The organism is Shewanella carassii (assembly GCF_019670705.1).
GTDB classification, from domain to species: domain Bacteria; phylum Pseudomonadota; class Gammaproteobacteria; order Enterobacterales; family Shewanellaceae; genus Shewanella; species Shewanella carassii.
On sequence record NZ_AP024618.1, the window covers coordinates 222,413 to 240,203 of the forward strand.

At 48.8% G+C, this 17,791-nt stretch carries 33 protein-coding genes; 29 read left to right on the plus strand and 4 right to left on the minus strand.

What is annotated here, in order from left to right; translation table 11 throughout:
• The 29 genes from tuf (at position 1) to rplQ (ending at position 15,163) form a co-directional block, all read left to right on the plus strand.
• Positions 1-1,185, plus strand: a complete 1,185-nt coding sequence (gene tuf / locus K5621_RS01020) for an elongation factor Tu (RefSeq protein WP_221050213.1) — start codon at positions 1-3, stop codon at positions 1,183-1,185.
• 360 nt (positions 1,186-1,545) lie between these two features.
• Positions 1,546-1,857: a 30S ribosomal protein S10 gene (rpsJ, locus tag K5621_RS01025; RefSeq protein ID WP_011635639.1), complete on the plus strand. Its 312-nt coding sequence runs from the start codon at positions 1,546-1,548 to the stop codon at positions 1,855-1,857.
• Positions 1,858-1,884: 27 nt separating this feature from the next.
• Complete coding sequence (rplC, locus tag K5621_RS01030) at positions 1,885-2,523, plus strand: 50S ribosomal protein L3 (RefSeq protein WP_100141801.1); 639 nt, start codon at positions 1,885-1,887, stop codon at positions 2,521-2,523.
• A gap of 17 nt (positions 2,524-2,540) precedes the next feature.
• Positions 2,541-3,146 carry a 50S ribosomal protein L4 gene (rplD, locus tag K5621_RS01035; protein ID WP_100141800.1) on the plus strand — a complete coding sequence of 202 codons (606 nt, stop codon included), beginning with the start codon at positions 2,541-2,543 and terminating at the stop codon, positions 3,144-3,146.
• Complete coding sequence (gene rplW / locus K5621_RS01040; RefSeq protein ID WP_039036038.1) at positions 3,143-3,445, plus strand: 50S ribosomal protein L23; 303 nt, start codon at positions 3,143-3,145, stop codon at positions 3,443-3,445. The genes rplD and rplW overlap by 4 nt, the downstream gene beginning before the upstream one ends.
• Before the next feature lie 11 nt (positions 3,446-3,456).
• The gene (gene rplB / locus K5621_RS01045) at positions 3,457-4,281 is read left to right on the plus strand and encodes a 50S ribosomal protein L2 (RefSeq protein WP_025011961.1); all 825 of its coding nucleotides are present in this window, start codon (positions 3,457-3,459) and stop codon (positions 4,279-4,281) included.
• A gap of 14 nt (positions 4,282-4,295) precedes the next feature.
• Positions 4,296-4,574 (plus strand): 30S ribosomal protein S19, encoded by a 279-nt coding sequence (gene rpsS, locus K5621_RS01050; protein ID WP_025011962.1) that lies wholly within the window; start codon positions 4,296-4,298, stop codon positions 4,572-4,574.
• A gap of 15 nt (positions 4,575-4,589) precedes the next feature.
• Positions 4,590-4,922: a 50S ribosomal protein L22 gene (gene rplV, locus K5621_RS01055; RefSeq protein WP_039036040.1), complete on the plus strand. Its 333-nt coding sequence runs from the start codon at positions 4,590-4,592 to the stop codon at positions 4,920-4,922.
• A gap of 9 nt (positions 4,923-4,931) precedes the next feature.
• Complete coding sequence (rpsC, locus tag K5621_RS01060; RefSeq protein ID WP_025011964.1) at positions 4,932-5,621, plus strand: 30S ribosomal protein S3; 690 nt, start codon at positions 4,932-4,934, stop codon at positions 5,619-5,621.
• Between the two features lie 11 nt (positions 5,622-5,632).
• Entirely contained in the window at positions 5,633-6,043 is a 411-nt protein-coding gene (rplP, locus tag K5621_RS01065; RefSeq protein WP_100141799.1) for a 50S ribosomal protein L16, read from the plus strand.
• The gene (rpmC, locus tag K5621_RS01070; RefSeq protein ID WP_011758342.1) at positions 6,043-6,234 is read left to right on the plus strand and encodes a 50S ribosomal protein L29; all 192 of its coding nucleotides are present in this window, start codon (positions 6,043-6,045) and stop codon (positions 6,232-6,234) included. The genes rplP and rpmC overlap by 1 nt, the downstream gene beginning before the upstream one ends.
• Positions 6,234-6,482: a 30S ribosomal protein S17 gene (gene rpsQ / locus K5621_RS01075; RefSeq protein WP_025011966.1), complete on the plus strand. Its 249-nt coding sequence runs from the start codon at positions 6,234-6,236 to the stop codon at positions 6,480-6,482. Before rpmC ends, rpsQ begins: the two co-directional genes overlap by 1 nt.
• 179 nt (positions 6,483-6,661) lie before the next feature.
• Complete coding sequence (gene rplN, locus K5621_RS01080; RefSeq protein ID WP_011494644.1) at positions 6,662-7,030, plus strand: 50S ribosomal protein L14; 369 nt, start codon at positions 6,662-6,664, stop codon at positions 7,028-7,030.
• A gap of 11 nt (positions 7,031-7,041) precedes the next feature.
• Positions 7,042-7,356, plus strand: coding sequence for a 50S ribosomal protein L24 (gene rplX / locus K5621_RS01085; RefSeq protein ID WP_025011967.1), 315 nt, complete (start codon positions 7,042-7,044; stop codon positions 7,354-7,356).
• 12 nt (positions 7,357-7,368) lie between these two features.
• Positions 7,369-7,908, plus strand: a complete 540-nt coding sequence (gene rplE / locus K5621_RS01090) for a 50S ribosomal protein L5 (protein ID WP_025011968.1) — start codon at positions 7,369-7,371, stop codon at positions 7,906-7,908.
• Between the two features lie 11 nt (positions 7,909-7,919).
• Positions 7,920-8,225, plus strand: a complete 306-nt coding sequence (rpsN, locus tag K5621_RS01095) for a 30S ribosomal protein S14 (RefSeq protein ID WP_025011969.1) — start codon at positions 7,920-7,922, stop codon at positions 8,223-8,225.
• Between the two features lie 24 nt (positions 8,226-8,249).
• The gene (rpsH, locus tag K5621_RS01100) at positions 8,250-8,645 is read left to right on the plus strand and encodes a 30S ribosomal protein S8 (protein ID WP_025011970.1); all 396 of its coding nucleotides are present in this window, start codon (positions 8,250-8,252) and stop codon (positions 8,643-8,645) included.
• A 10-nt stretch (positions 8,646-8,655) separates the two neighbouring features.
• Positions 8,656-9,189: a 50S ribosomal protein L6 gene (rplF, locus tag K5621_RS01105; protein WP_039036044.1), complete on the plus strand. Its 534-nt coding sequence runs from the start codon at positions 8,656-8,658 to the stop codon at positions 9,187-9,189.
• A gap of 10 nt (positions 9,190-9,199) precedes the next feature.
• The gene (rplR, locus tag K5621_RS01110; protein ID WP_025889969.1) at positions 9,200-9,550 is read left to right on the plus strand and encodes a 50S ribosomal protein L18; all 351 of its coding nucleotides are present in this window, start codon (positions 9,200-9,202) and stop codon (positions 9,548-9,550) included.
• 11 nt (positions 9,551-9,561) lie between these two features.
• Positions 9,562-10,065: a 30S ribosomal protein S5 gene (gene rpsE / locus K5621_RS01115; protein WP_100141798.1), complete on the plus strand. Its 504-nt coding sequence runs from the start codon at positions 9,562-9,564 to the stop codon at positions 10,063-10,065.
• Between the two features lie 6 nt (positions 10,066-10,071).
• Positions 10,072-10,254: a 50S ribosomal protein L30 gene (gene rpmD, locus K5621_RS01120; protein ID WP_025011974.1), complete on the plus strand. Its 183-nt coding sequence runs from the start codon at positions 10,072-10,074 to the stop codon at positions 10,252-10,254.
• 3 nt (positions 10,255-10,257) lie between these two features.
• A complete protein-coding gene (gene rplO, locus K5621_RS01125) occupies positions 10,258-10,692 on the plus strand; it encodes a 50S ribosomal protein L15 (RefSeq protein WP_039036045.1) in 435 nt (144 codons plus the stop codon).
• Between the two features lie 7 nt (positions 10,693-10,699).
• Positions 10,700-12,040 carry a preprotein translocase subunit SecY gene (secY, locus tag K5621_RS01130; protein ID WP_039036046.1) on the plus strand — a complete coding sequence of 447 codons (1,341 nt, stop codon included), beginning with the start codon at positions 10,700-10,702 and terminating at the stop codon, positions 12,038-12,040.
• A 22-nt stretch (positions 12,041-12,062) separates the two neighbouring features.
• Positions 12,063-12,176, plus strand: a complete 114-nt coding sequence (gene rpmJ, locus K5621_RS01135; protein ID WP_006083579.1) for a 50S ribosomal protein L36 — start codon at positions 12,063-12,065, stop codon at positions 12,174-12,176.
• 114 nt (positions 12,177-12,290) lie between these two features.
• Positions 12,291-12,647 carry a 30S ribosomal protein S13 gene (gene rpsM / locus K5621_RS01140; protein WP_100141797.1) on the plus strand — a complete coding sequence of 119 codons (357 nt, stop codon included), beginning with the start codon at positions 12,291-12,293 and terminating at the stop codon, positions 12,645-12,647.
• A 14-nt stretch (positions 12,648-12,661) separates the two neighbouring features.
• Positions 12,662-13,054: a 30S ribosomal protein S11 gene (gene rpsK, locus K5621_RS01145; RefSeq protein ID WP_025011978.1), complete on the plus strand. Its 393-nt coding sequence runs from the start codon at positions 12,662-12,664 to the stop codon at positions 13,052-13,054.
• A 34-nt stretch (positions 13,055-13,088) separates the two neighbouring features.
• On the plus strand, positions 13,089-13,709 hold the full coding sequence (gene rpsD, locus K5621_RS01150) for a 30S ribosomal protein S4 (protein WP_100141796.1): 621 nt from the start codon (positions 13,089-13,091) through the stop codon (positions 13,707-13,709).
• A 24-nt stretch (positions 13,710-13,733) separates the two neighbouring features.
• Entirely contained in the window at positions 13,734-14,723 is a 990-nt protein-coding gene (locus K5621_RS01155) for a DNA-directed RNA polymerase subunit alpha (protein ID WP_025011980.1), read from the plus strand.
• A gap of 41 nt (positions 14,724-14,764) precedes the next feature.
• Positions 14,765-15,163 (plus strand): 50S ribosomal protein L17, encoded by a 399-nt coding sequence (gene rplQ, locus K5621_RS01160; protein ID WP_028781249.1) that lies wholly within the window; start codon positions 14,765-14,767, stop codon positions 15,161-15,163.
• 58 nt (positions 15,164-15,221) lie between these two features.
• Here rplQ and K5621_RS01165 read toward each other — a convergent pair whose 3' ends face one another.
• From K5621_RS01165 to K5621_RS01180, 4 genes are all read right to left on the minus strand, one after another.
• Positions 15,222-16,196, minus strand: coding sequence for an ABC transporter substrate-binding protein (locus tag K5621_RS01165; protein ID WP_221050214.1), 975 nt, complete (start codon positions 16,194-16,196; stop codon positions 15,222-15,224).
• A 163-nt stretch (positions 16,197-16,359) separates the two neighbouring features.
• Positions 16,360-16,848, minus strand: coding sequence for a cytochrome c maturation protein CcmE (ccmE, locus tag K5621_RS01170; RefSeq protein WP_100141793.1), 489 nt, complete (start codon positions 16,846-16,848; stop codon positions 16,360-16,362).
• Positions 16,845-17,045 (minus strand): heme exporter protein CcmD, encoded by a 201-nt coding sequence (gene ccmD, locus K5621_RS01175; protein WP_025011982.1) that lies wholly within the window; start codon positions 17,043-17,045, stop codon positions 16,845-16,847. The genes ccmE and ccmD overlap by 4 nt, the downstream gene beginning before the upstream one ends.
• Entirely contained in the window at positions 17,045-17,791 is a 747-nt protein-coding gene (locus K5621_RS01180) for a heme ABC transporter permease (protein ID WP_100141792.1), read from the minus strand. Before K5621_RS01180 ends, ccmD begins: the two co-directional genes overlap by 1 nt.

A 17,791-nucleotide genomic window follows, 5' to 3' on the forward strand; every position in this document is an offset into this window, starting at 1 on the left:
GTGTCTAAAGCTAAATTTGAACGTTCCAAGCCCCACGTTAACGTGGGCACCATTGGTCACGTTGACCATGGTAAAACCACTCTGACTGCTGCTATCTCAACTGTACTGTCTAAGACTTACGGTGGTGAGGCTCGTGACTTCGCAGCGATCGATAACGCTCCAGAAGAGCGTGAGCGCGGTATTACCATCAATACCTCTCACATCGAGTATGACACTCCAACTCGTCATTACGCCCACGTAGACTGCCCAGGTCACGCTGACTATGTTAAAAACATGATCACCGGTGCTGCCCAGATGGACGGCGCAATCCTGGTAGTAGCTTCTACTGACGGTCCAATGCCACAGACTCGTGAGCACATCCTGCTGTCTCGTCAGGTAGGTGTACCTTTCATCATCGTATTCATGAACAAGTGTGACATGGTAGACGATGAAGAGCTGCTGGAATTGGTAGAGATGGAAGTTCGTGAACTGCTGTCTGAGTACGATTTCCCAGGTGATGACCTGCCAGTAATTCAGGGTTCAGCTCTGAAAGCACTGGAAGGTGAGCCAGAGTGGGAAGCGAAGATCATTGAACTGGCCGAAGCACTGGATACCTATATCCCTGAGCCAGAGCGTGATATCGATAAGCCATTCCTGCTGCCAATCGAAGACGTATTCTCAATCTCTGGTCGCGGTACTGTAGTAACAGGTCGTGTAGAGCGCGGTATCATCAAAGTTGGTGATGAAGTAGAAATCGTAGGTATCAAAGATACTACCAAGACTACTTGTACCGGTGTAGAAATGTTCCGCAAGCTGCTGGACGAAGGTCGTGCCGGTGAGAACTGTGGTATCCTGCTGCGTGGTACCAAGCGTGATGAAGTAGAGCGTGGTCAAGTACTGGCTAAGCCAGGTACCATCACTCCACACACCAAGTTCGAATCAGAAGTTTACGTACTGTCTAAAGAAGAAGGTGGACGTCACACTCCATTCTTCAAAGGCTACCGTCCACAGTTCTACTTCCGTACAACTGACGTGACCGGTACTATCGAACTGCCAGAAGGCGTAGAGATGGTAATGCCAGGTGACAACATCAAGATGGTTGTTACCCTGATCTGCCCAATCGCGATGGACGAAGGCTTGCGCTTCGCTATCCGTGAAGGTGGCCGCACAGTTGGTGCTGGTGTTGTAGCCAAGATCATCGCTTAATTGCAGATCTGAGCTAATGTAAAAAGGCGACCTTAGGGTCGCCTTTTTATTTGACCTTTGCCAGCCATTTAAAAACGGTTGGCAATCTAATTTAAAGCCAGTATAATCTGCGCCACTTTTTGATGGCATTATGGCTGTTGATAATTCCGACAGCAGACTTGTAATCCTTCACTGGATGAGTATAATGGCCTCCTCGCTTAACTTGAGTAAGCGATATAGTTGATTTAGCCCTAGGGGCTAAACACAAATACAGCGACTCCGATTGGGAGTCGAACGGTTAAATCATCTCGCTCTGTCTTTCCAAGAAAGGAAATGGCTAGAGGGTGATTTTTTATGTGTCCATTTTAGGAGCTCTGGTCAATGCAGAACCAAAGAATCCGTATCCGCTTGAAAGGATTTGATCATCGTTTGATTGATCAGTCTACTGCGGAAATCGTTGAAACTGCTAAGCGTACTGGCGCCCAGGTACGTGGTCCTATCCCACTGCCTACGCGCAAAGAGCGTTATACCGTTTTGATCTCTCCGCACGTTAATAAAGATGCTCGTGACCAATACGAAATCCGTACTCACAAGCGTTTGGTTGACATCGTAGAGCCAACTGAGAAGACAGTCGACGCGTTGATGCGTCTGGATCTTGCGGCTGGTGTCGACGTACAGATTAGCTTGGGTTAATTGAGATCCTTAGAAGAGGTTTGAGAGATGGCTATCGGTCTTATTGGTCGTAAAGTGGGTATGACCCGCATCTTCACCGAAGATGGCGTGTCTATCCCTGTTACTGTAATTGAAGTAAATGCAAACCGCGTTACTCAGGTGAAAACTCTGGAAAACGACGGCTATCGTGCACTTCAAGTTACAACTGGTGCCAAAAAAGCCAACCGCATCACTAAACCAGAAGCAGGTCACTTTGCCAAAGCGGGCGTTGAAGCCGGCCGTGGTTTGTGGGAAATGCGTCTGGCAGACGGTGAAGGCGAAGGCATTGAAGTTGGTGCTGAGCTGAACGTAGATATCTTCGCTGACGTAGCGAAAGTAGATGTTACCGGTCAATCAAAAGGTAAAGGTTTCCAAGGCGGCGTTAAGCGTTGGAACTTCCGTACTCAAGATATGACTCACGGTAACTCATTGGCGCACCGAGCTAACGGTTCTATCGGTCAGAACCAGACGCCAGGTCGCGTATTCAAAGGCAAAAAAATGTCAGGCCACATGGGTGCTGAGCGTGTTACCACTCAAAATCTGGACGTAGTACGTGTAGATGCTGAGCGTAACCTGCTACTGGTTAAAGGTGCTGTTCCAGGCGCTACCAATGGCGACCTGATCATCAAGCCTGCCGTTAAAGCCTAAGGTCTGAGGAGATAGTAATGGAATTGGTATTGAAAGACGCGCAAAGCGCTCTTGAAGTTTCCGAAACTACCTTCGGCCGTGACTTTAATGAAGCACTGGTTCATCAGGTAGTTGTAGCTTACGCTGCAAACGCGCGTCAGGGCACTCGTGCTCAGAAAACTCGCGCTGAAGTGACTGGCTCTGGCAAGAAGCCATGGCGTCAAAAAGGTACTGGCCGCGCTCGTGCGGGTGGTATCAAGGGCCCAATCTGGCGTGGCGGTGGCGTAACTTTCGCTGCTAAAACCCAGGATCACAGCCAGAAAGTCAACAAGAAAATGTACCGCGGCGCTCTGAAGAGCATCCTGTCCGAGCTGGTACGTCAAGAACGTCTGATCGTTGTTGAAAAGTTTGCTGTTGAAGCTCCTAAAACTAAAGAGCTGAAGGCCAAGCTGAAAGACATGGGTCTGGAAGACGTATTGATTGTGACTTCCGAAGTTGACGAGAACCTGTTCTTGGCAGCTCGCAACCTGTACAAGGTTGATGTTCGTGATGTTGCTGGTATCGACCCAGTAAGCCTGATCGCGTTCGACAAAGTGCTGGTAACTGCTGATGCTGTTAAGCAAATCGAGGAGATGCTGGCATGATCCGCGAAGAACGTTTACTGAAAGTTATTCTGGCGCCACACATCTCTGAAAAGAGCACTGTGGTTGCTGAGAAGAACAACACTGTAGTTTTCCGTGTAGCTATCGACGCCACTAAAGCTGAGATCAAAGCTGCAGTTGAAAAACTGTTTGAAGTTGAAGTTGATTCAGTTCGCACTCTGGTGAACAAAGGCAAAACCAAGCGTCACGGTGCCCGTGTTGGTCGTCGCAGCGATTGGAAAAAAGCCTATGTTACTCTGGCTGAGGGTGCTGACATCGATTTCGTCGGCGCTGAAGCGTAAGGAGATTACTCATGGCAGTTATTAAGTGTAAGCCAACCTCTCCAGGTCGTCGCCACGTCGTTAAAGTGGTGAACACTGACCTGCACAAGGGTAAACCTTTTGCTGGCCTGTTGGCGAAAAAATCTAAGAGTGGCGGCCGTAACAACACTGGTCGTATCACTGTTCGTCACGTTGGTGGTGGTCATAAGCAACACTACCGTCTGATTGACTTCAAACGTGATAAAGATGGTATCCCAGCGAAGATTGAGCGTCTGGAATACGATCCAAACCGTACTGCGCACATCGCGCTGGTACTGTACGCAGACGGTGAACGTCGCTACATCCTGGCTGCCAAAGGCATGCAGGCTGGTGACAAGATCGTTTCTGGCGTAGAAGCTGAAATCAAGACAGGTAACGCCCTGCCACTGCGTAACATCCCAGTTGGTAGCGTAGTTCACGCTGTTGAAATGAAGCCTGGTAAAGGTGCTCAGATTGCACGTTCCGCCGGTGCTTATGTACAAGTTGTAGCTCGTGATGGCGCTTATGCCACTCTGCGTCTTCGCTCTGGCGAAATGCGCAAAGTGCCAGTTGATTGCCGCGCGACTCTGGGTGAAGTTGGTAACGCCGAGCATATGCTGCGTCAGCTGGGTAAAGCTGGTGCCAAGCGCTGGAGAGGCGTACGCCCAACAGTTCGTGGTGTTGCAATGAACCCAGTAGACCACCCACATGGTGGTGGTGAAGGCCGTACTTCTGGTGGTCGTCACCCAGTGACTCCATGGGGTGTGCCAACTAAGGGTTACAAGACCCGTAGTAACAAGCGCACTGACAAGTACATCGTACGTCGTCGTAATAAATAGTAAGAGGATTCGCCATGCCACGTTCTCTCAAGAAAGGTCCATTCATTGACCTGCACTTGCTGAAGAAGGTAGAGAAAGCGGTGGAAGCAGGTGACAAAAAGCCTATTAAGACTTGGTCACGTCGCTCAATGATCATTCCAAACATGATTGGTTTGACCATCGCTGTCCATAATGGTCGTCAGCACGTTCCTGTGTTCGTAACTGACGAAATGATCGGCCACAAACTTGGTGAATTCTCACCAACTCGCACTTATCGCGGCCATGCTGCTGATAAGAAAGCGAAGAAGCGCTAATACGGGAGGAGTAAGATGGAAGTTTTAGCTAAACATCGTTTTGCCCGTACGTCGCCTCAAAAGGCTCGTCTGGTAGCTGATCAGATCCGCGGTCTGCCTGTTTCTAAGGCCCTCGAGATCCTGACCTTCAGCCCCAAGAAAGCCGCCGTACTGGTCAAAAAAGTACTGGATTCAGCCATTGCCAATGCTGAGCATAACGAAGGTGCTGACATTGATGAACTGAAAGTTGGAAAAGTCTTCGTTGATGAAGGTCCAACTATGAAGCGCATCATGCCACGTGCTAAAGGCCGCGCCGACCGTATCATGAAGCGTACCAGCCACATTACTGTGGTTGTATCAGATCGCTAGGAGAGAGCAATGGGACAGAAAGTACATCCTAATGGTATCCGTCTGGGTATCACTAAGCCTTGGATCTCTACCTGGTACGCTGATAAAGCAGACTACGCTGCTAATCTGCACGGCGACTGGGAAGTGCGTAAGTTTCTCGAAGAGAAACTGAAAGCCGCATCAGTATCTAAGATCGTTATCGAACGCCCAGCGAAAAGCATCCGCGTTACCATTCACACTGCCCGTCCAGGTGTTGTGATCGGTAAGAAGGGTGAAGACGTTGAAGTTCTGCGTGCTGAAGTTGCCAAAATTACTGGCACTCCTGCGCAAATTAACATCGCTGAGATCCGTAAGCCTGAGCTGGACGCCAAGCTGGTAGCTGATTCTATCGCTCAACAGCTGGAACGTCGTGTTATGTTCCGTCGCGCTATGAAGCGTGCGGTACAAAACGCTATGCGTCTGGGCGCTAAAGGTATCAAAGTTGAAGTTAGTGGCCGTTTAGGCGGCGCTGAGATTGCGCGCACCGAGTGGTATCGCGAAGGCCGTGTGCCTCTGCATACACTGCGTGCTGACATCGACTATTCAACCTCTGAAAGTCACACTCAATACGGTGTGATCGGCATTAAAGTTTGGGTCTTCAAAGGTGAAGTTCTGGACGGTATCATGCCTCAGATCGAAGAGCCGAAGCAGCAACCTAAGCGCAAGCCTCGTGGTAAATAGGAGAGCCGGCAATGCTGCAACCTAAACGTATGAAGTTTCGCAAAATGTTCAAAGGCCGCAACCGCGGTCTGGCGAACGGTACTGAAGTTAGCTTCGGTACATTTGGTCTGAAAGCAGTTGGCCGCGGCCGTTTGACTGCACGTCAGATCGAATCTGCCCGTCGTGCAATGACACGTCACGTTAAGCGTCAAGGTCAAATCTGGATCCGGGTTTTCCCTGACAAGCCAATTACCTCTAAGCCTCTTGAAGTGCGTATGGGTAAAGGTAAAGGTAACGTTGAATACTGGGTATGTCAGATTCAACCAGGTAAGGTACTCTATGAAATGAATGGCGTTTCAGAAGAGCTGGCCCGCGAAGCTTTCGCACTGGCCGCTGCTAAACTGCCTATCAAGACTACCTTCGTAACTAAGACGGTGATGTAATGAAAGCGAGCGAACTGAGAGAAAAGAGCGTTGAGGAATTGAACGCTGAACTGCTTGGTCTGCTGCGTGAGCAGTTTAACCTGCGTATGCAACACGCCACTGGTCAGCTGGCACAAACTCACCAGCTGAAGCAAGTGCGCCGTAACATTGCGCGCGTTAAGACCATTATTACTTCTAAGGCAGGTGCATAATGTCTGAGAAAATCCGTACTTTGCAGGGTAAAGTCATCAGCGACAAGATGGACAAGTCCATCACTGTAGCTGTTGAGCGTCAAGTTAAGCACCCAATCTACGGTAAGTACATCAAACGTACTACTAAGATCCATGCACATGACGAACAAAACCAGTGTAAAGAAGGTGATTTCGTGTCTATTCGCGAATGTCGCCCTCTGTCTAAGACTAAGTCTTGGACTCTGGTTGAAGTAGTAAGCAAGGCCTAATTTATATTAGGTAAACTGGTAAACGGCTCCTTTTCGGGGCCGTTTGTTTTTTAATACTATCCATTCTCTATTTATGGTGTTATACTTGCGCGCCATTTTTGACCGATTTGAACGGCAAAAGTGGTGTTTATTTAGCCCCATGGTGGGGATTGTGTAGTAACGATAGCGGAGCACTTAAAATGATCCAAATGCAATCGACTCTCGATGTCGCATGTAACAGCGGCGCGCGCAGAGTTCAGTGTATTAAGGTCTTGGGTGGCTCTCATCGTCGTTATGCCGGTATCGGCGACATCATCAAGGTTTCTGTTAAAGAAGCCATTCCTCGCGCTAAAGCGAAGAAAGGTGATGTGTATAACGCGGTGGTAGTCCGTACTAAGAAAGGCGTACGTCGTCCAGACGGTTCTGTCATTCGCTTCGATCGGAATGCAGCGGTATTGCTTAACGCAAACCTTGCCCCGATTGGTACTCGTATCTTTGGACCTGTGACACGTGAACTGCGTACTGAGCAATTCATGAAAATTGTGTCGCTGGCACCAGAAGTACTGTAAGGAGCTTCAAAATGGCAGCAAAAATCCGTCGTGAAGACGAAGTAATTGTACTGGCCGGTAAGGATAAGGGTAAGCGCGGTAAGGTTACTCGTGTACTTACTACCGGTAAGTTAATTGTTGAAGGCATCAATCTCGTTAAGAAGCACCAGAAGCCTAACCCACAACTGGGTGTGACTGGTGGTATCGTTGAGAAAGAAGCACCGATTCAAGCATCTAATGTTGCGATCTTTAACCCTGTCACTGGCAAGGCGGATCGTGTTGGTTTCCGATTCGAAGACGGTAAGAAAGTCCGTTTCTTCAAATCGAACAGTGAACTCGTTAAGTAACTGGAGTAAACGATGGCGAAACTGCATGATAGATACAAAGAGACTGTTGTTGCTGAACTGACTAAAAAGTTCGGTTATACCAGTGTCATGCAAGTCCCTCGGATTGAGAAAATCACCCTGAATATGGGTGTTGGCGAAGCCGTAGCTGACAAGAAAATCATGGAAAATGCTGTCCGTGATATGACTGCTATTGCTGGTCAAAAACCAGTTGTGACTGTAGCTCGTAAGTCAGTTGCTGGTTTTAAAATCCGTGAAGGCTACCCTATTGGCTGTAAAGTAACCCTGCGCGGTGAGCGTATGTGGGAATTCTTTGAGCGTTTGGTTGACATCGCAATCCCTCGTATCCGTGACTTCCGTGGTCTGAGCGCTAAGTCGTTCGATGGCCGTGGTAACTACGCGATGGGCGTGCGCGAGCAGATCATCTTCCCAGAAATCGACTACGATAAAGTCGATAAGATTCGTGGTATGGATATTGTTATCACTACCTCCGCGAATACTGACGAAGAAGGTCGCGCTTTGCTTGATGCTTTCAACTTCCCATTCAAGAAATAAGGGGTAGCGAAATGGCAAAACTGTCAATGAAGGCACGTGAAGCAAAACGTGCAAAGCTCGTGGCCAAGTATGCTGAAAAGCGTGCAGCTCTTAAGGCTATCATCAGCAGCCCTGAGTCTTCTGACGAAGCTCGTTGGGATGCGGTTCTTAAGCTGCAAGCTCTACCACGTGATTCAAGCGCATCGCGTCAACGCAATCGCTGTAATCAAACTGGCCGCCCTCATGGTTTCCTGCGCAAATTCGGCCTGAGCCGTATCAAACTGCGTGAAGCAACCATGCGTGGTGAAGTTCCTGGTCTGCGTAAGGCCAGCTGGTAAGCACTTGTCACGGAGTAAGCTAATATGAGCATGCAAGATCCTATTGCGGATATGTTAACCCGTATTCGTAACGGCCAAGCTGCTAACAAAGTATCTGTGAAGATGCCTTCTGCCAAACTGAAAGTTGCTATCGCAAAGCTGCTGAAAGATGAAGGTTACATCACTGACTACGCCGTAGCAGAAGAAGGCGCTAAGCCTGAACTGGAAATCACTCTGAAGTATTTCCAGGGCCAACCTGTTGTTGAGACTATCCAGCGCGTAAGCCGTCCTGGTCTTCGTATTTACAAAGGTAAAGACGAACTGCCAAAGGTTATGGGCGGACTGGGTGTCGCAATTGTGTCCACTTCTAAAGGCCTGATGACTGATCGTGCCGCCCGCCTTGCAGGCATGGGTGGTGAGGTTATCTGCTACGTAGCGTAAGGAGCTAGGAATGTCTCGTGTAGCAAAAGCACCAGTATCTATTCCAGCCGGCGTAGAGGTGACTTTAAACGACCAAACTATTACCGTTAAAGGCGGTAAAGGTAGTCTGACTCGAGTAATCAACAGCGCAGTTAACGTTGTTGTTGAAGGTGCAGAAATCAAGTTCTCTCCTGTTGAAGGCGTTGTTAACGCTTGGGCACAGGCCGGTACTGCTCGCGCACTGATCAACAACATGGTTGTTGGTGTTTCTCAGGGTTTCGAAAAGAAGCTGAAGCTGGTTGGTGTGGGTTACCGTGCCAAAGTTAGCGGCAGCGCTCTGGACCTGACCTTGGGTTTCTCTCACCCTCTGGTTCATCAATTGCCAGAAGGCGTTACAGCTGAATGCCCAAGCCAAACAGACATCGTACTGAAAAGTATCGATAAAGAGCTGGTTGGTCAGGTTGCGGCTGAAATTCGTGGCTATCGTCCACCAGAGCCTTATAAGGGCAAGGGTGTTCGCTATGATGACGAACAAGTACGCCGTAAAGAGGCTAAGAAGAAGTAGGTAACGCGATATGGATAAGAAAACATCTCGCTTGCGCCGCGCGACTCGCGCTCGCAAGAAGATCCAAGAGCTGGGCGTCAACCGTCTGGTTGTACATCGTACACCGCGTCACATTTACGCTCAGGTAATCAACCCTGAAGCTCAGGTGTTGGCTGTTGCCTCTACTGCTGAGAAAGCAGTAAAGGAACAACTGAAGTACACCGGTAACGTAGATGCGGCCAAAGCAGTAGGTAAAGCTATTGCTGAGCGCGCGATCGAAAAAGGCGTAACTGTTGTTGCTTTCGATCGTTCTGGGTTCAAGTATCACGGTCGTGTTGCTGCTCTGGCAGAAGCCGCTCGTGAAGCTGGCCTCCAGTTCTAAGGGGTAAAACAATGGCTAAATTAGAAGCTCAGCAAAAAGACGATCTGCAAGAAAAGCTGATTGCAGTTAATCGTGTTTCTAAAGTAGTTAAAGGTGGTCGTATCTTTAGCTTCACCGCTCTGACTGTAGTGGGTGATGGTAACGGTAAGATCGGCTACGGCTATGGTAAAGCGCGTGAAGTTCCAGCTGCTATTCAAAAAGCAATGGAAAAAGCCCGTCGCAACATGGTTACTGTAAACCTGAACGAAGGCACTCTGCACCATCCGGTGAAGGGTCGTCACTCTGGTTCACGCGTTTACATGCAACCTGCTTCAGTGGGTACCGGTATTATCGCCGGTGGCGCAATGCGTGCCGTATTGGAAGTAGCGGGCGTTCACAACGTTCTGTCGAAAGCATACGGTTCTACTAACCCGATCAACATCGTTCGTGCAACTGTTGACGCTCTGGTACACATGAAGTCACCAGCGCAGATTGCAGCCAAGCGTGGCCTGAATGTTGACGAAATTCGGGGGTAATGCACCATGGCTACTAAAACTATCAAAGTAACTCAGACCAAAAGTGCTATCGGCCGTCTGCCTAAGCACAAGGCCACTCTGACTGGTCTTGGTCTGCGTCGTATTGGTCACACCGTAGAGCTGGAAGATACTCCTGCTGTTCGCGGTATGATCAATAAGGTCTACTACATGGTAAAGGTGGAGGACTAATCAATGCGTCTGAATACTTTATCTCCAGCTGCAGGCGCTAAGTCTGCACCTAAGCGTGTAGGCCGTGGTATTGGTTCTGGCTTGGGTAAGACCGCTGGTCGCGGTCACAAGGGTCAAAAATCTCGTAGCGGTGGCGGTGTACGCCCTGGCTTCGAGGGTGGTCAAATGCCACTTAAGATCCGTCTGCCTAAGTTCGGCTTTACCTCGCGTATCGCTATGGTAACTGCTGAAGTTCGCTTGAGCGAACTGGCAAAAGTTAATGGTGACGTTATCGACCTGAACGCACTGAAAGATGCGAACGTAATAACTCGCAACATCCAGTTTGCGAAAATCGTTCTTTCAGGTACCATTGAGCGCCCAGTGACTGTAAAAGGTCTGAAGGTAACCAAAGGTGCACGTGCAGCTATCGAAGCTGCCGGCGGTAAGATCGAGGAATAATACGTCGATGGCAAAACCAGGACTTGATTTAAAAAGCGCGAAAGGTGGACTTTCCGAATTGAAAGCTCGCCTCCTGTTCGTGATTGGCGCAATTATCGTGTTTCGTGCCGGTTCATTTGTGCCAATTCCTGGTATTGACGCTGCTGTATTAGCAGAGCTGTTTGCTCAGCAAAAGGGAACCATCCTGGGCATGTTCAACATGTTTTCGGGTGGCGCCCTTGAGCGCGCCTCTATTTTTGCATTGGGGATCATGCCGTACATTTCGGCCTCGATCATCATGCAGTTGCTGACTGTTGTGCATCCTGCACTCGCCGAACTGAAGAAGGAAGGTGAGTCAGGACGTAAAAAAATCAGTCAGTACACAAGATGGGGTACGCTGGTGCTGGGTACATTCCAGTCGATCGGTATTGCAACAGGGTTACCAAATCTGGTGACCGGCCTGGTGGTCGATCCCGGTTTCGGATTCTATTTTGTTGCAGTCGTCAGCTTAGTCACAGGAACTATGTTCCTGATGTGGCTTGGCGAGCAAATTACCGAGCGCGGTATAGGTAACGGTATCTCGATCCTGATTTTTGCAGGTATCGTAGCCGGTCTGCCTTCTGCTATCGGTCAAACGGCCGAGCAAGCGCGTCAAGGCGACTTGAACGTATTGGTATTGTTGTTGATTGCGGTGATTGTGTTTGCCGTAACCTATTTCGTGGTATTTGTGGAGCGTGGTCAGCGTCGTATAGTCGTTAACTATGCCAAGCGTCAGCAGGGCCGTAAGGTGTTTGCTGCGCAATCAACCCACTTGCCGCTAAAGGTTAATATGGCCGGCGTAATTCCGCCAATCTTTGCGTCCAGCATTATTCTGTTCCCAGGCACACTGGCTCAGTGGTTTGGTCAGAATCCGTCTATGGAATGGCTGACTGAGGTTTCCCTCGCAGTTTCTCCTGGACAGCCGCTGTACTCTCTGTTGTATGCAGCAGCAATTATTTTCTTCTGTTTCTTCTATACTGCGTTGGTATTTAACCCTCGCGAGACAGCAGATAACCTGAAGAAGAGTGGTGCGTTCATTCCCGGGATCCGTCCCGGCGAACAGACTTCGCGTTACATTGATAAAGTGATGACCCGTTTGACTCTGGCAGGCGCGTTATATATTACCTTTATCTGTTTAATTCCGGAGTTCATGTTAATCGCATGGAAAGTACAGTTCTATTTTGGCGGTACTTCACTACTGATTATGGTAGTTGTGATCATGGACTTCATGGCTCAGGTTCAGACCCATATGATGTCTCATCAGTATGAGTCTGTGATGAAGAAAGCTAATCTGGTGAACAAAGCGAATCTCGATCGCTTTGGTCGATAAGATAGCTTTACGGAGTGATGAAATGAAAGTTCGAGCTTCCGTGAAGAAGATCTGCCGTAACTGCAAGATCGTCAAGCGTAGTGGCGTTGTACGCGTTATCTGTGTTGAACCAAAACACAAACAGCGTCAAGGCTAAAAAATCTTGGCCAGCTCTTAACTGAGCTGGCCAAAAATATTGTTTGCAAACTAGTCATCTGTCGAGTATCCTTTCGGGCTTTTCACAGATGGCCTTTAACTTAAGGAGTGCATAGTGGCCCGTATCGCTGGCATTAACATTCCTGATCAAAAGCATGCAGTCATCGCTTTGACTGCTATCTACGGTATCGGTCGTACTCGCGCTAAAGCAATTTGCGCGGCTACAGCCATTGCCGAAGACGCTAAGATCAAGGAATTGAGCGAAGCTCAAATCGATACTCTACGCGAAGAAGTTGCCAAATACTCAGTAGAAGGTGACTTACGCCGTGAGGTTTCAATGAACATCAAGCGTCTTATGGACCTTGGTTGTTATCGTGGCCTCCGCCATCGCCGTAGCCTGCCTCTCCGTGGGCAACGTACTAAGACCAATGCGCGTACTCGCAAAGGTCCACGTAAACCAATCAAGAAGTAACGGGAAGGTAGACAATGGCTAAAGTTCCGTCACGTTCTCCGCGTAAGCGCGTACGTAAACAGGTTGCTGATGGCATGGCTCATATCCATGCGTCTTTCAACAATACAATTGTTACTATCACAGATCGTCAAGGTAACGCTCTGTCATGGGCGACTGCAGGTGGTTCAGGTTTCCGTGGTTCACGTAAATCTACTCCATTTGCTGCGCAGGTGGCAGCTGAGCGCGCAGGTACTGCTGCTCAGGATTATGGTGTTAAAAACCTTGAAGTTTTCGTGAAGGGTCCAGGTCCAGGTCGTGAATCAGCCATTCGTGCGCTGAACGCTGTTGGTTACAAAATTACCAACATCACTGATGTGACGCCGATCCCTCATAACGGTTGTCGTCCTCCTAAAAAACGCCGCGTGTAATTGGCAGTTTCGTTAGGATAGTTGGAGAAAGATCATGGCAAGATACTTGGGTCCCAAGCTCAAGCTCAGCCGCCGGGAAGGTACTGACCTTTTCCTGAAAAGCGGTGTGAGAGCAATCGATTCGAAGTGTAAGCTGGAAGCAGCACCTGGACAGCATGGCGCTCGTAAGCCACGTCTGTCTGATTATGGCTTGCAGTTACGCGAGAAACAAAAAGTTCGTCGTATTTACGGTGTGCTGGAAAAGCAGTTCCGTAACTACTACAAAGAGGCTGCACGTCTGAAAGGCAACACAGGTGAAAACCTGCTGCAACTTTTGGAAACCCGTCTGGATAACGTAGTTTATCGTATGGGCTTCGGTGCGACTCGTGCAGAAGCACGTCAGCTGGTTAGCCATAAGTCAATTATGGTAAACGGTCGTGTTGTTAACATTCCGTCATTCAAAGTGTCTGCGAATGATGTTGTAAGCGTTCGCGAGAAGTCACAGAAGCAAGCCCGTATCAAGGCTGCTCTGGAAGTGGCTGCTCAACGCGAGAAGCCTACATGGGTTGAAGTCGACAGCGCAAAAATGGAAGGTGCTTTCAAGCGTCTGCCAGAACGTAGCGATTTGTCTGCGGAAATTAACGAACAGCTGATCGTCGAGCTTTACTCTAAGTAAGGCTAACAAACAAGAGAGGACACAATGCAGGGTTCTGTTACAGAATTTCTTAAACCGCGTCTCGTTGATATCGAGCAGGTTAACCCAACTCGTGCCAAGGTGACTCTGGAGCCACTCGAGCGTGGTTTCGGACATACTTTGGGTAACGCGTTGCGTCGCATCCTATTGTCGTCTATGCCCGGCTGCGCGGTTACCGAAGTCGAGATCGACGGCGTACTGCATGAATACAGCAGTAAGGAAGGCGTACAAGAGGATATCCTTGAAATACTGTTAAACCTGAAAGGTTTGGCCGTCATTATCGAGGGTAAAGACGAGGCTATGCTCACTTTGAGCAAGTCAGGCGCAGGCCCTGTTACCGCAGCCGACATCACCCACGACGGCGATGTCACAATCGTGAATCCGGATCATGTTATCTGTCACTTGACCGGTAACAATGACATCAGCATGCGTATCCGCGTTGAGCGTGGTCGTGGTTATGTACCGGCTTCTGCCCGTGCACAAACCGAAGACGATGATCGCCCAATCGGACGTCTGTTGGTTGATGCTTCATTCTCACCAGTTGCTCGCATTGCCTACAATGTAGAAGCCGCTCGTGTAGAACAGCGTACTGACTTGGACAAGCTGATCATCGATATGACCACTAACGGTACTATCGATCCTGAAGAAGCTATCCGTCGTTCTGCGACTATCCTGGCTGAACAGCTGGATGCCTTCGTGGAATTGCGTGATGTGACCGAGCCAGAGCAGAAAGAAGAGAAACCGGAGTTCGATCCGATTCTGTTGCGTCCTGTCGACGATTTAGAGCTAACTGTACGTTCGGCTAACTGTTTGAAAGCCGAAGCGATTCATTACATCGGAGATCTGGTACAACGCACTGAAGTTGAGTTGCTCAAGACACCTAATTTGGGTAAGAAATCTCTTACCGAGATCAAGGACGTATTGGCATCTCGCGGACTGTCGCTAGGTATGCGTCTGGAAAATTGGCCACCGGCTAGTTTGGCAGACGACCTGTAAGTCCCAGGTTTTGTACAGATTTAGGTTATAAGGATTAGGTCATGCGCCATCGTAAGAGTGGTCGTCAACTTAACCGCAACAGCAGTCACCGCCAAGCCATGTTCCGTAACATGGCAAGTTCACTGGTTCGTCATGAAATCATCAAGACAACCGTAGTGAAGGCCAAAGAACTGCGTCGCGTAGTTGAGCCTCTGATAACACTTGCTAAAAGTGACAGCGTAGCAAACCGTCGTCTGGCGTTTGCTCGTACTCGCGACCAAGAAGTCGTAGGTAAACTGTTTAACGAACTGGGTCCACGCTATCAGGAACGTCCTGGTGGTTACACCCGTATCCTGAAGTGCGGTCTGCGTGCCGGTGATAAAGCCCCTATGGCTTACATCGAGCTGGTAGGTCGCCCAGAAGCCGCTGAAGCTGTAGAAGTTGAAGCTGCTGCTGAGTAATCTCAGGTAAGTTCTGAAAAAGCCCCGCTAACAAGCGGGGCTTTTTATTTTTGTCGTACTAATCGATGAGTTCTGCCTGCTCTCTGACTTTATCCGGTAAAGTCAGCTGCCATCGTTTTAAACCGCTTTCACTGAAAAGGTAGGTTCCACTAGTATCCATCTTAGGAAATATCTCTGCCGGCATTTTCCCTGCTAATATCTGTTTCGCTATTCCACCGGCGATTCGTCCGTGCTTGTTGCCATCCAAAATATAACCCCCCAGGGTTCCTTCCTTCCCAACGCTGAATTGCCAAAAGCCGAAATGGGGCACAGTGGCATTATTGTGAGTCCAATGTTCAACATGAGTCTCATCTACCACTTGTTGGTTATCATCTAATAGTGTTTGATACAGAGCCACAAACACAGCGTCGTAACCTCGTTCTTTAGCCGTGGAGACGGATTTTTGCCATTGAGCGAATCTACTATGCTGTTCGACATCGACTAGGTTAGTGCCAATTGTTAGGTCTTGATTTAATTTCTTGATAGAGGCTACGGCAGTATTGGATGTATAACTGGAATCGAACAACAGTAAAAATTTGTGGGGCGGAGGAGTTGGCAACATAGTTTGGGCCATCAATAGCGACCGCTTGAATAATGGACGTTCCAGTACCCCAGTGATGTTGCTTGTATGTTTGATCCCATAATCGCGTGGATTACCGTTAATACCTAAATACACAACCGGGGTAGAGGTCTCGTTCAGGCGCTTATTAAGTAGAATGAGCGCATTGTCGTCAGCCAAAAAAACCAGATCGGGTTTGAGTTCAAGATACTTTTGCCAGGCTTTATCGGCTTGTTGTTGGTACATTTCGCCTGGTAAACGCTTGGTATCAAGAGCGAAACTATAGTATTGATGTTGATCTCCCAAGATGGTCTTAATTCCGGCCTTATAACTCTTATCCCAAGGGTTTTCGGCATGATAAGACTCTATGATTAAGATATCTGCAGCATCACTTGGTAATGAGAAAAGCAGGCAGAATAAGACCACAATACGCATAAGCCAGGCCTTTTTTATCGTTGAATAGGACTTTAGCGTGGCAGATTTTTGTTATTCTGCAAGTCAAAATAGCTATTAAAAATAACAACAAGTCTTGACTCGAATGCTGGAAGCAAAGAACCCAGCCTAAGCTGGGTTCTTTGTTTTTATCGGGGAGAAAGGTTTACTTGGCGCCGCCAACCTGTTGATCGTTATATTCGAGCTTTTCATGGGTCTGCCCCATGGCTTCGGCAACTTCTGGCGGCATATAGTTTTCATCATGTTTGGCTAGTACTTCAGAGGCTTCCAGTTTGCCTGATTCAACCAAAACACCTTGGGCTACTATGCCTTGTCCTTCACGGAATAGATCCGGTAGCAGGTCATCGTAGGTCACTATGATTTCACCGCCAGCAGCATCATGTACGGCAAATTCTACATGTAAGCTCTCAGGATCTCGAACCATAGAGCCTACTGTAACCATGCCGCCAACACGGATCCGTTGACCCACTTCAGGCTTGATACCCGTGTCCTTCTTCCCATTGACTATCTCGCTGGGAGTATAGAAAAGGTTAAGGTTAGAATTGAGGGCATATAACAGCAAGGAGGCCACGGCGGCAACGCCTGCAATTAGGGCTACAGCCAATACCAGTCTCTTTTTGCGTCTTGGATTCACGATCTGTTACTCCGGTTCTGAGCGAGGCGTTCCTCACGTTGCACTTTGGATGCTATTTCCTGCAGCACTCGACGTTTCTTCATCGAGCTGACTAGGATAAGCAGGCTAAGGGACACGAAAGTGACACCGTAGGCCAACCATACATAGAAGGCATAGCCACCCATGTTGAAAAACTCTGCTAAAGATTGAAACTGCATTATTTGACTCCTTCAGCCTTGGCCAGTTCCCTAACCCAGGGACGCATTCCGTTACGGGCCAAAATTTCGGCACGGAAACGCACTAGTGTGATAGCGCCTATCATCAGGCCAAATCCGAATATGTTAATCAATAAAGGGTAGAGCATGTCGGTGGACATGGTCGACTTCTCGGTGATCCTGATTGTAGATGGCTGATGTAGTGAGTTCCACCATTCAACTGAATACTTGATGATAGGGATATTAATCACCCCAACTATAGCGAGTATGCCAGCGGCTCTGGCAGCTAGTACTTTATCTTCGAATGATGCGTATAGGGAGATTACTCCCAAGTATAGGAATAACAGCACCAGTTCAGAAGTCAGACGCGCGTCCCATACCCACCAAGTGCCCCACATGGGTTTACCCCAAGTTGCACCAGTGAACAGGGCGATAAAAGTGACTACTGCACCTATAGGGGCGATTGCCGCAGCGGCCCAGTCGGCCAACTTAAGCTGCCAAACCAAGCCGATAAAGGCTGCGGTTGCCATACCCATATAAGCGGCCATCGACATGGATGCTGCCGGTACATGGATAAAAATAATACGGTAGCTGTCGCCCTGTTGGTAATCAGTGGGAGCAAATGCCAGACCCCATACGGTTCCGGTTGCGATAAGCGCCAGTGCAGATAGCGCAAACCATGGCAACAGCTTTCCTGATAGTTGATACGCTCTCTGAGGGTCGGCGTAAGGATGTAACCATTTCCACAT

What these genes read in the sequence shown, in the direction of transcription:
- rpsJ (WP_011635639.1), top strand. Translation starts at nt 1,546, where the DNA reads ATGCAGAACCAAAGAATCCGTATCCGCTTGAAAGGATTTGATCATCGT.
- rplC (WP_100141801.1), top strand. Translation starts at nt 1,885, where the DNA reads ATGGCTATCGGTCTTATTGGTCGTAAAGTGGGTATGACCCGCATCTTC.
- rplD (WP_100141800.1), top strand. Translation starts at nt 2,541, where the DNA reads ATGGAATTGGTATTGAAAGACGCGCAAAGCGCTCTTGAAGTTTCCGAA.
- rplW (WP_039036038.1), top strand. Translation starts at nt 3,143, where the DNA reads ATGATCCGCGAAGAACGTTTACTGAAAGTTATTCTGGCGCCACACATC.
- rplB (WP_025011961.1), top strand. Translation starts at nt 3,457, where the DNA reads ATGGCAGTTATTAAGTGTAAGCCAACCTCTCCAGGTCGTCGCCACGTC.
- rpsS (WP_025011962.1), top strand. Translation starts at nt 4,296, where the DNA reads ATGCCACGTTCTCTCAAGAAAGGTCCATTCATTGACCTGCACTTGCTG.
- rplV (WP_039036040.1), top strand. Translation starts at nt 4,590, where the DNA reads ATGGAAGTTTTAGCTAAACATCGTTTTGCCCGTACGTCGCCTCAAAAG.
- rpsC (WP_025011964.1), top strand. Translation starts at nt 4,932, where the DNA reads ATGGGACAGAAAGTACATCCTAATGGTATCCGTCTGGGTATCACTAAG.
- rplP (WP_100141799.1), top strand. Translation starts at nt 5,633, where the DNA reads ATGCTGCAACCTAAACGTATGAAGTTTCGCAAAATGTTCAAAGGCCGC.
- rpmC (WP_011758342.1), top strand. Translation starts at nt 6,043, where the DNA reads ATGAAAGCGAGCGAACTGAGAGAAAAGAGCGTTGAGGAATTGAACGCT.
- rpsQ (WP_025011966.1), top strand. Translation starts at nt 6,234, where the DNA reads ATGTCTGAGAAAATCCGTACTTTGCAGGGTAAAGTCATCAGCGACAAG.
- rplN (WP_011494644.1), top strand. Translation starts at nt 6,662, where the DNA reads ATGATCCAAATGCAATCGACTCTCGATGTCGCATGTAACAGCGGCGCG.
- rplX (WP_025011967.1), top strand. Translation starts at nt 7,042, where the DNA reads ATGGCAGCAAAAATCCGTCGTGAAGACGAAGTAATTGTACTGGCCGGT.
- rplE (WP_025011968.1), top strand. Translation starts at nt 7,369, where the DNA reads ATGGCGAAACTGCATGATAGATACAAAGAGACTGTTGTTGCTGAACTG.
- rpsN (WP_025011969.1), top strand. Translation starts at nt 7,920, where the DNA reads ATGGCAAAACTGTCAATGAAGGCACGTGAAGCAAAACGTGCAAAGCTC.
- rpsH (WP_025011970.1), top strand. Translation starts at nt 8,250, where the DNA reads ATGAGCATGCAAGATCCTATTGCGGATATGTTAACCCGTATTCGTAAC.
- rplF (WP_039036044.1), top strand. Translation starts at nt 8,656, where the DNA reads ATGTCTCGTGTAGCAAAAGCACCAGTATCTATTCCAGCCGGCGTAGAG.
- rplR (WP_025889969.1), top strand. Translation starts at nt 9,200, where the DNA reads ATGGATAAGAAAACATCTCGCTTGCGCCGCGCGACTCGCGCTCGCAAG.
- rpsE (WP_100141798.1), top strand. Translation starts at nt 9,562, where the DNA reads ATGGCTAAATTAGAAGCTCAGCAAAAAGACGATCTGCAAGAAAAGCTG.
- rpmD (WP_025011974.1), top strand. Translation starts at nt 10,072, where the DNA reads ATGGCTACTAAAACTATCAAAGTAACTCAGACCAAAAGTGCTATCGGC.
- rplO (WP_039036045.1), top strand. Translation starts at nt 10,258, where the DNA reads ATGCGTCTGAATACTTTATCTCCAGCTGCAGGCGCTAAGTCTGCACCT.
- secY (WP_039036046.1), top strand. Translation starts at nt 10,700, where the DNA reads ATGGCAAAACCAGGACTTGATTTAAAAAGCGCGAAAGGTGGACTTTCC.
- rpmJ (WP_006083579.1), top strand. Translation starts at nt 12,063, where the DNA reads ATGAAAGTTCGAGCTTCCGTGAAGAAGATCTGCCGTAACTGCAAGATC.
- rpsK (WP_025011978.1), top strand. Translation starts at nt 12,662, where the DNA reads ATGGCTAAAGTTCCGTCACGTTCTCCGCGTAAGCGCGTACGTAAACAG.
- rpsD (WP_100141796.1), top strand. Translation starts at nt 13,089, where the DNA reads ATGGCAAGATACTTGGGTCCCAAGCTCAAGCTCAGCCGCCGGGAAGGT.
- K5621_RS01155 (WP_025011980.1), top strand. Translation starts at nt 13,734, where the DNA reads ATGCAGGGTTCTGTTACAGAATTTCTTAAACCGCGTCTCGTTGATATC.
- rplQ (WP_028781249.1), top strand. Translation starts at nt 14,765, where the DNA reads ATGCGCCATCGTAAGAGTGGTCGTCAACTTAACCGCAACAGCAGTCAC.
- K5621_RS01165 (WP_221050214.1), bottom strand. Translation starts at nt 16,196, where the DNA reads ATGCGTATTGTGGTCTTATTCTGCCTGCTTTTCTCATTACCAAGTGAT.
- ccmD (WP_025011982.1), bottom strand. Translation starts at nt 17,045, where the DNA reads ATGCAGTTTCAATCTTTAGCAGAGTTTTTCAACATGGGTGGCTATGCC.
- K5621_RS01180 (WP_100141792.1), bottom strand. Translation starts at nt 17,791, where the DNA reads ATGTGGAAATGGTTACATCCTTACGCCGACCCTCAGAGAGCGTATCAA.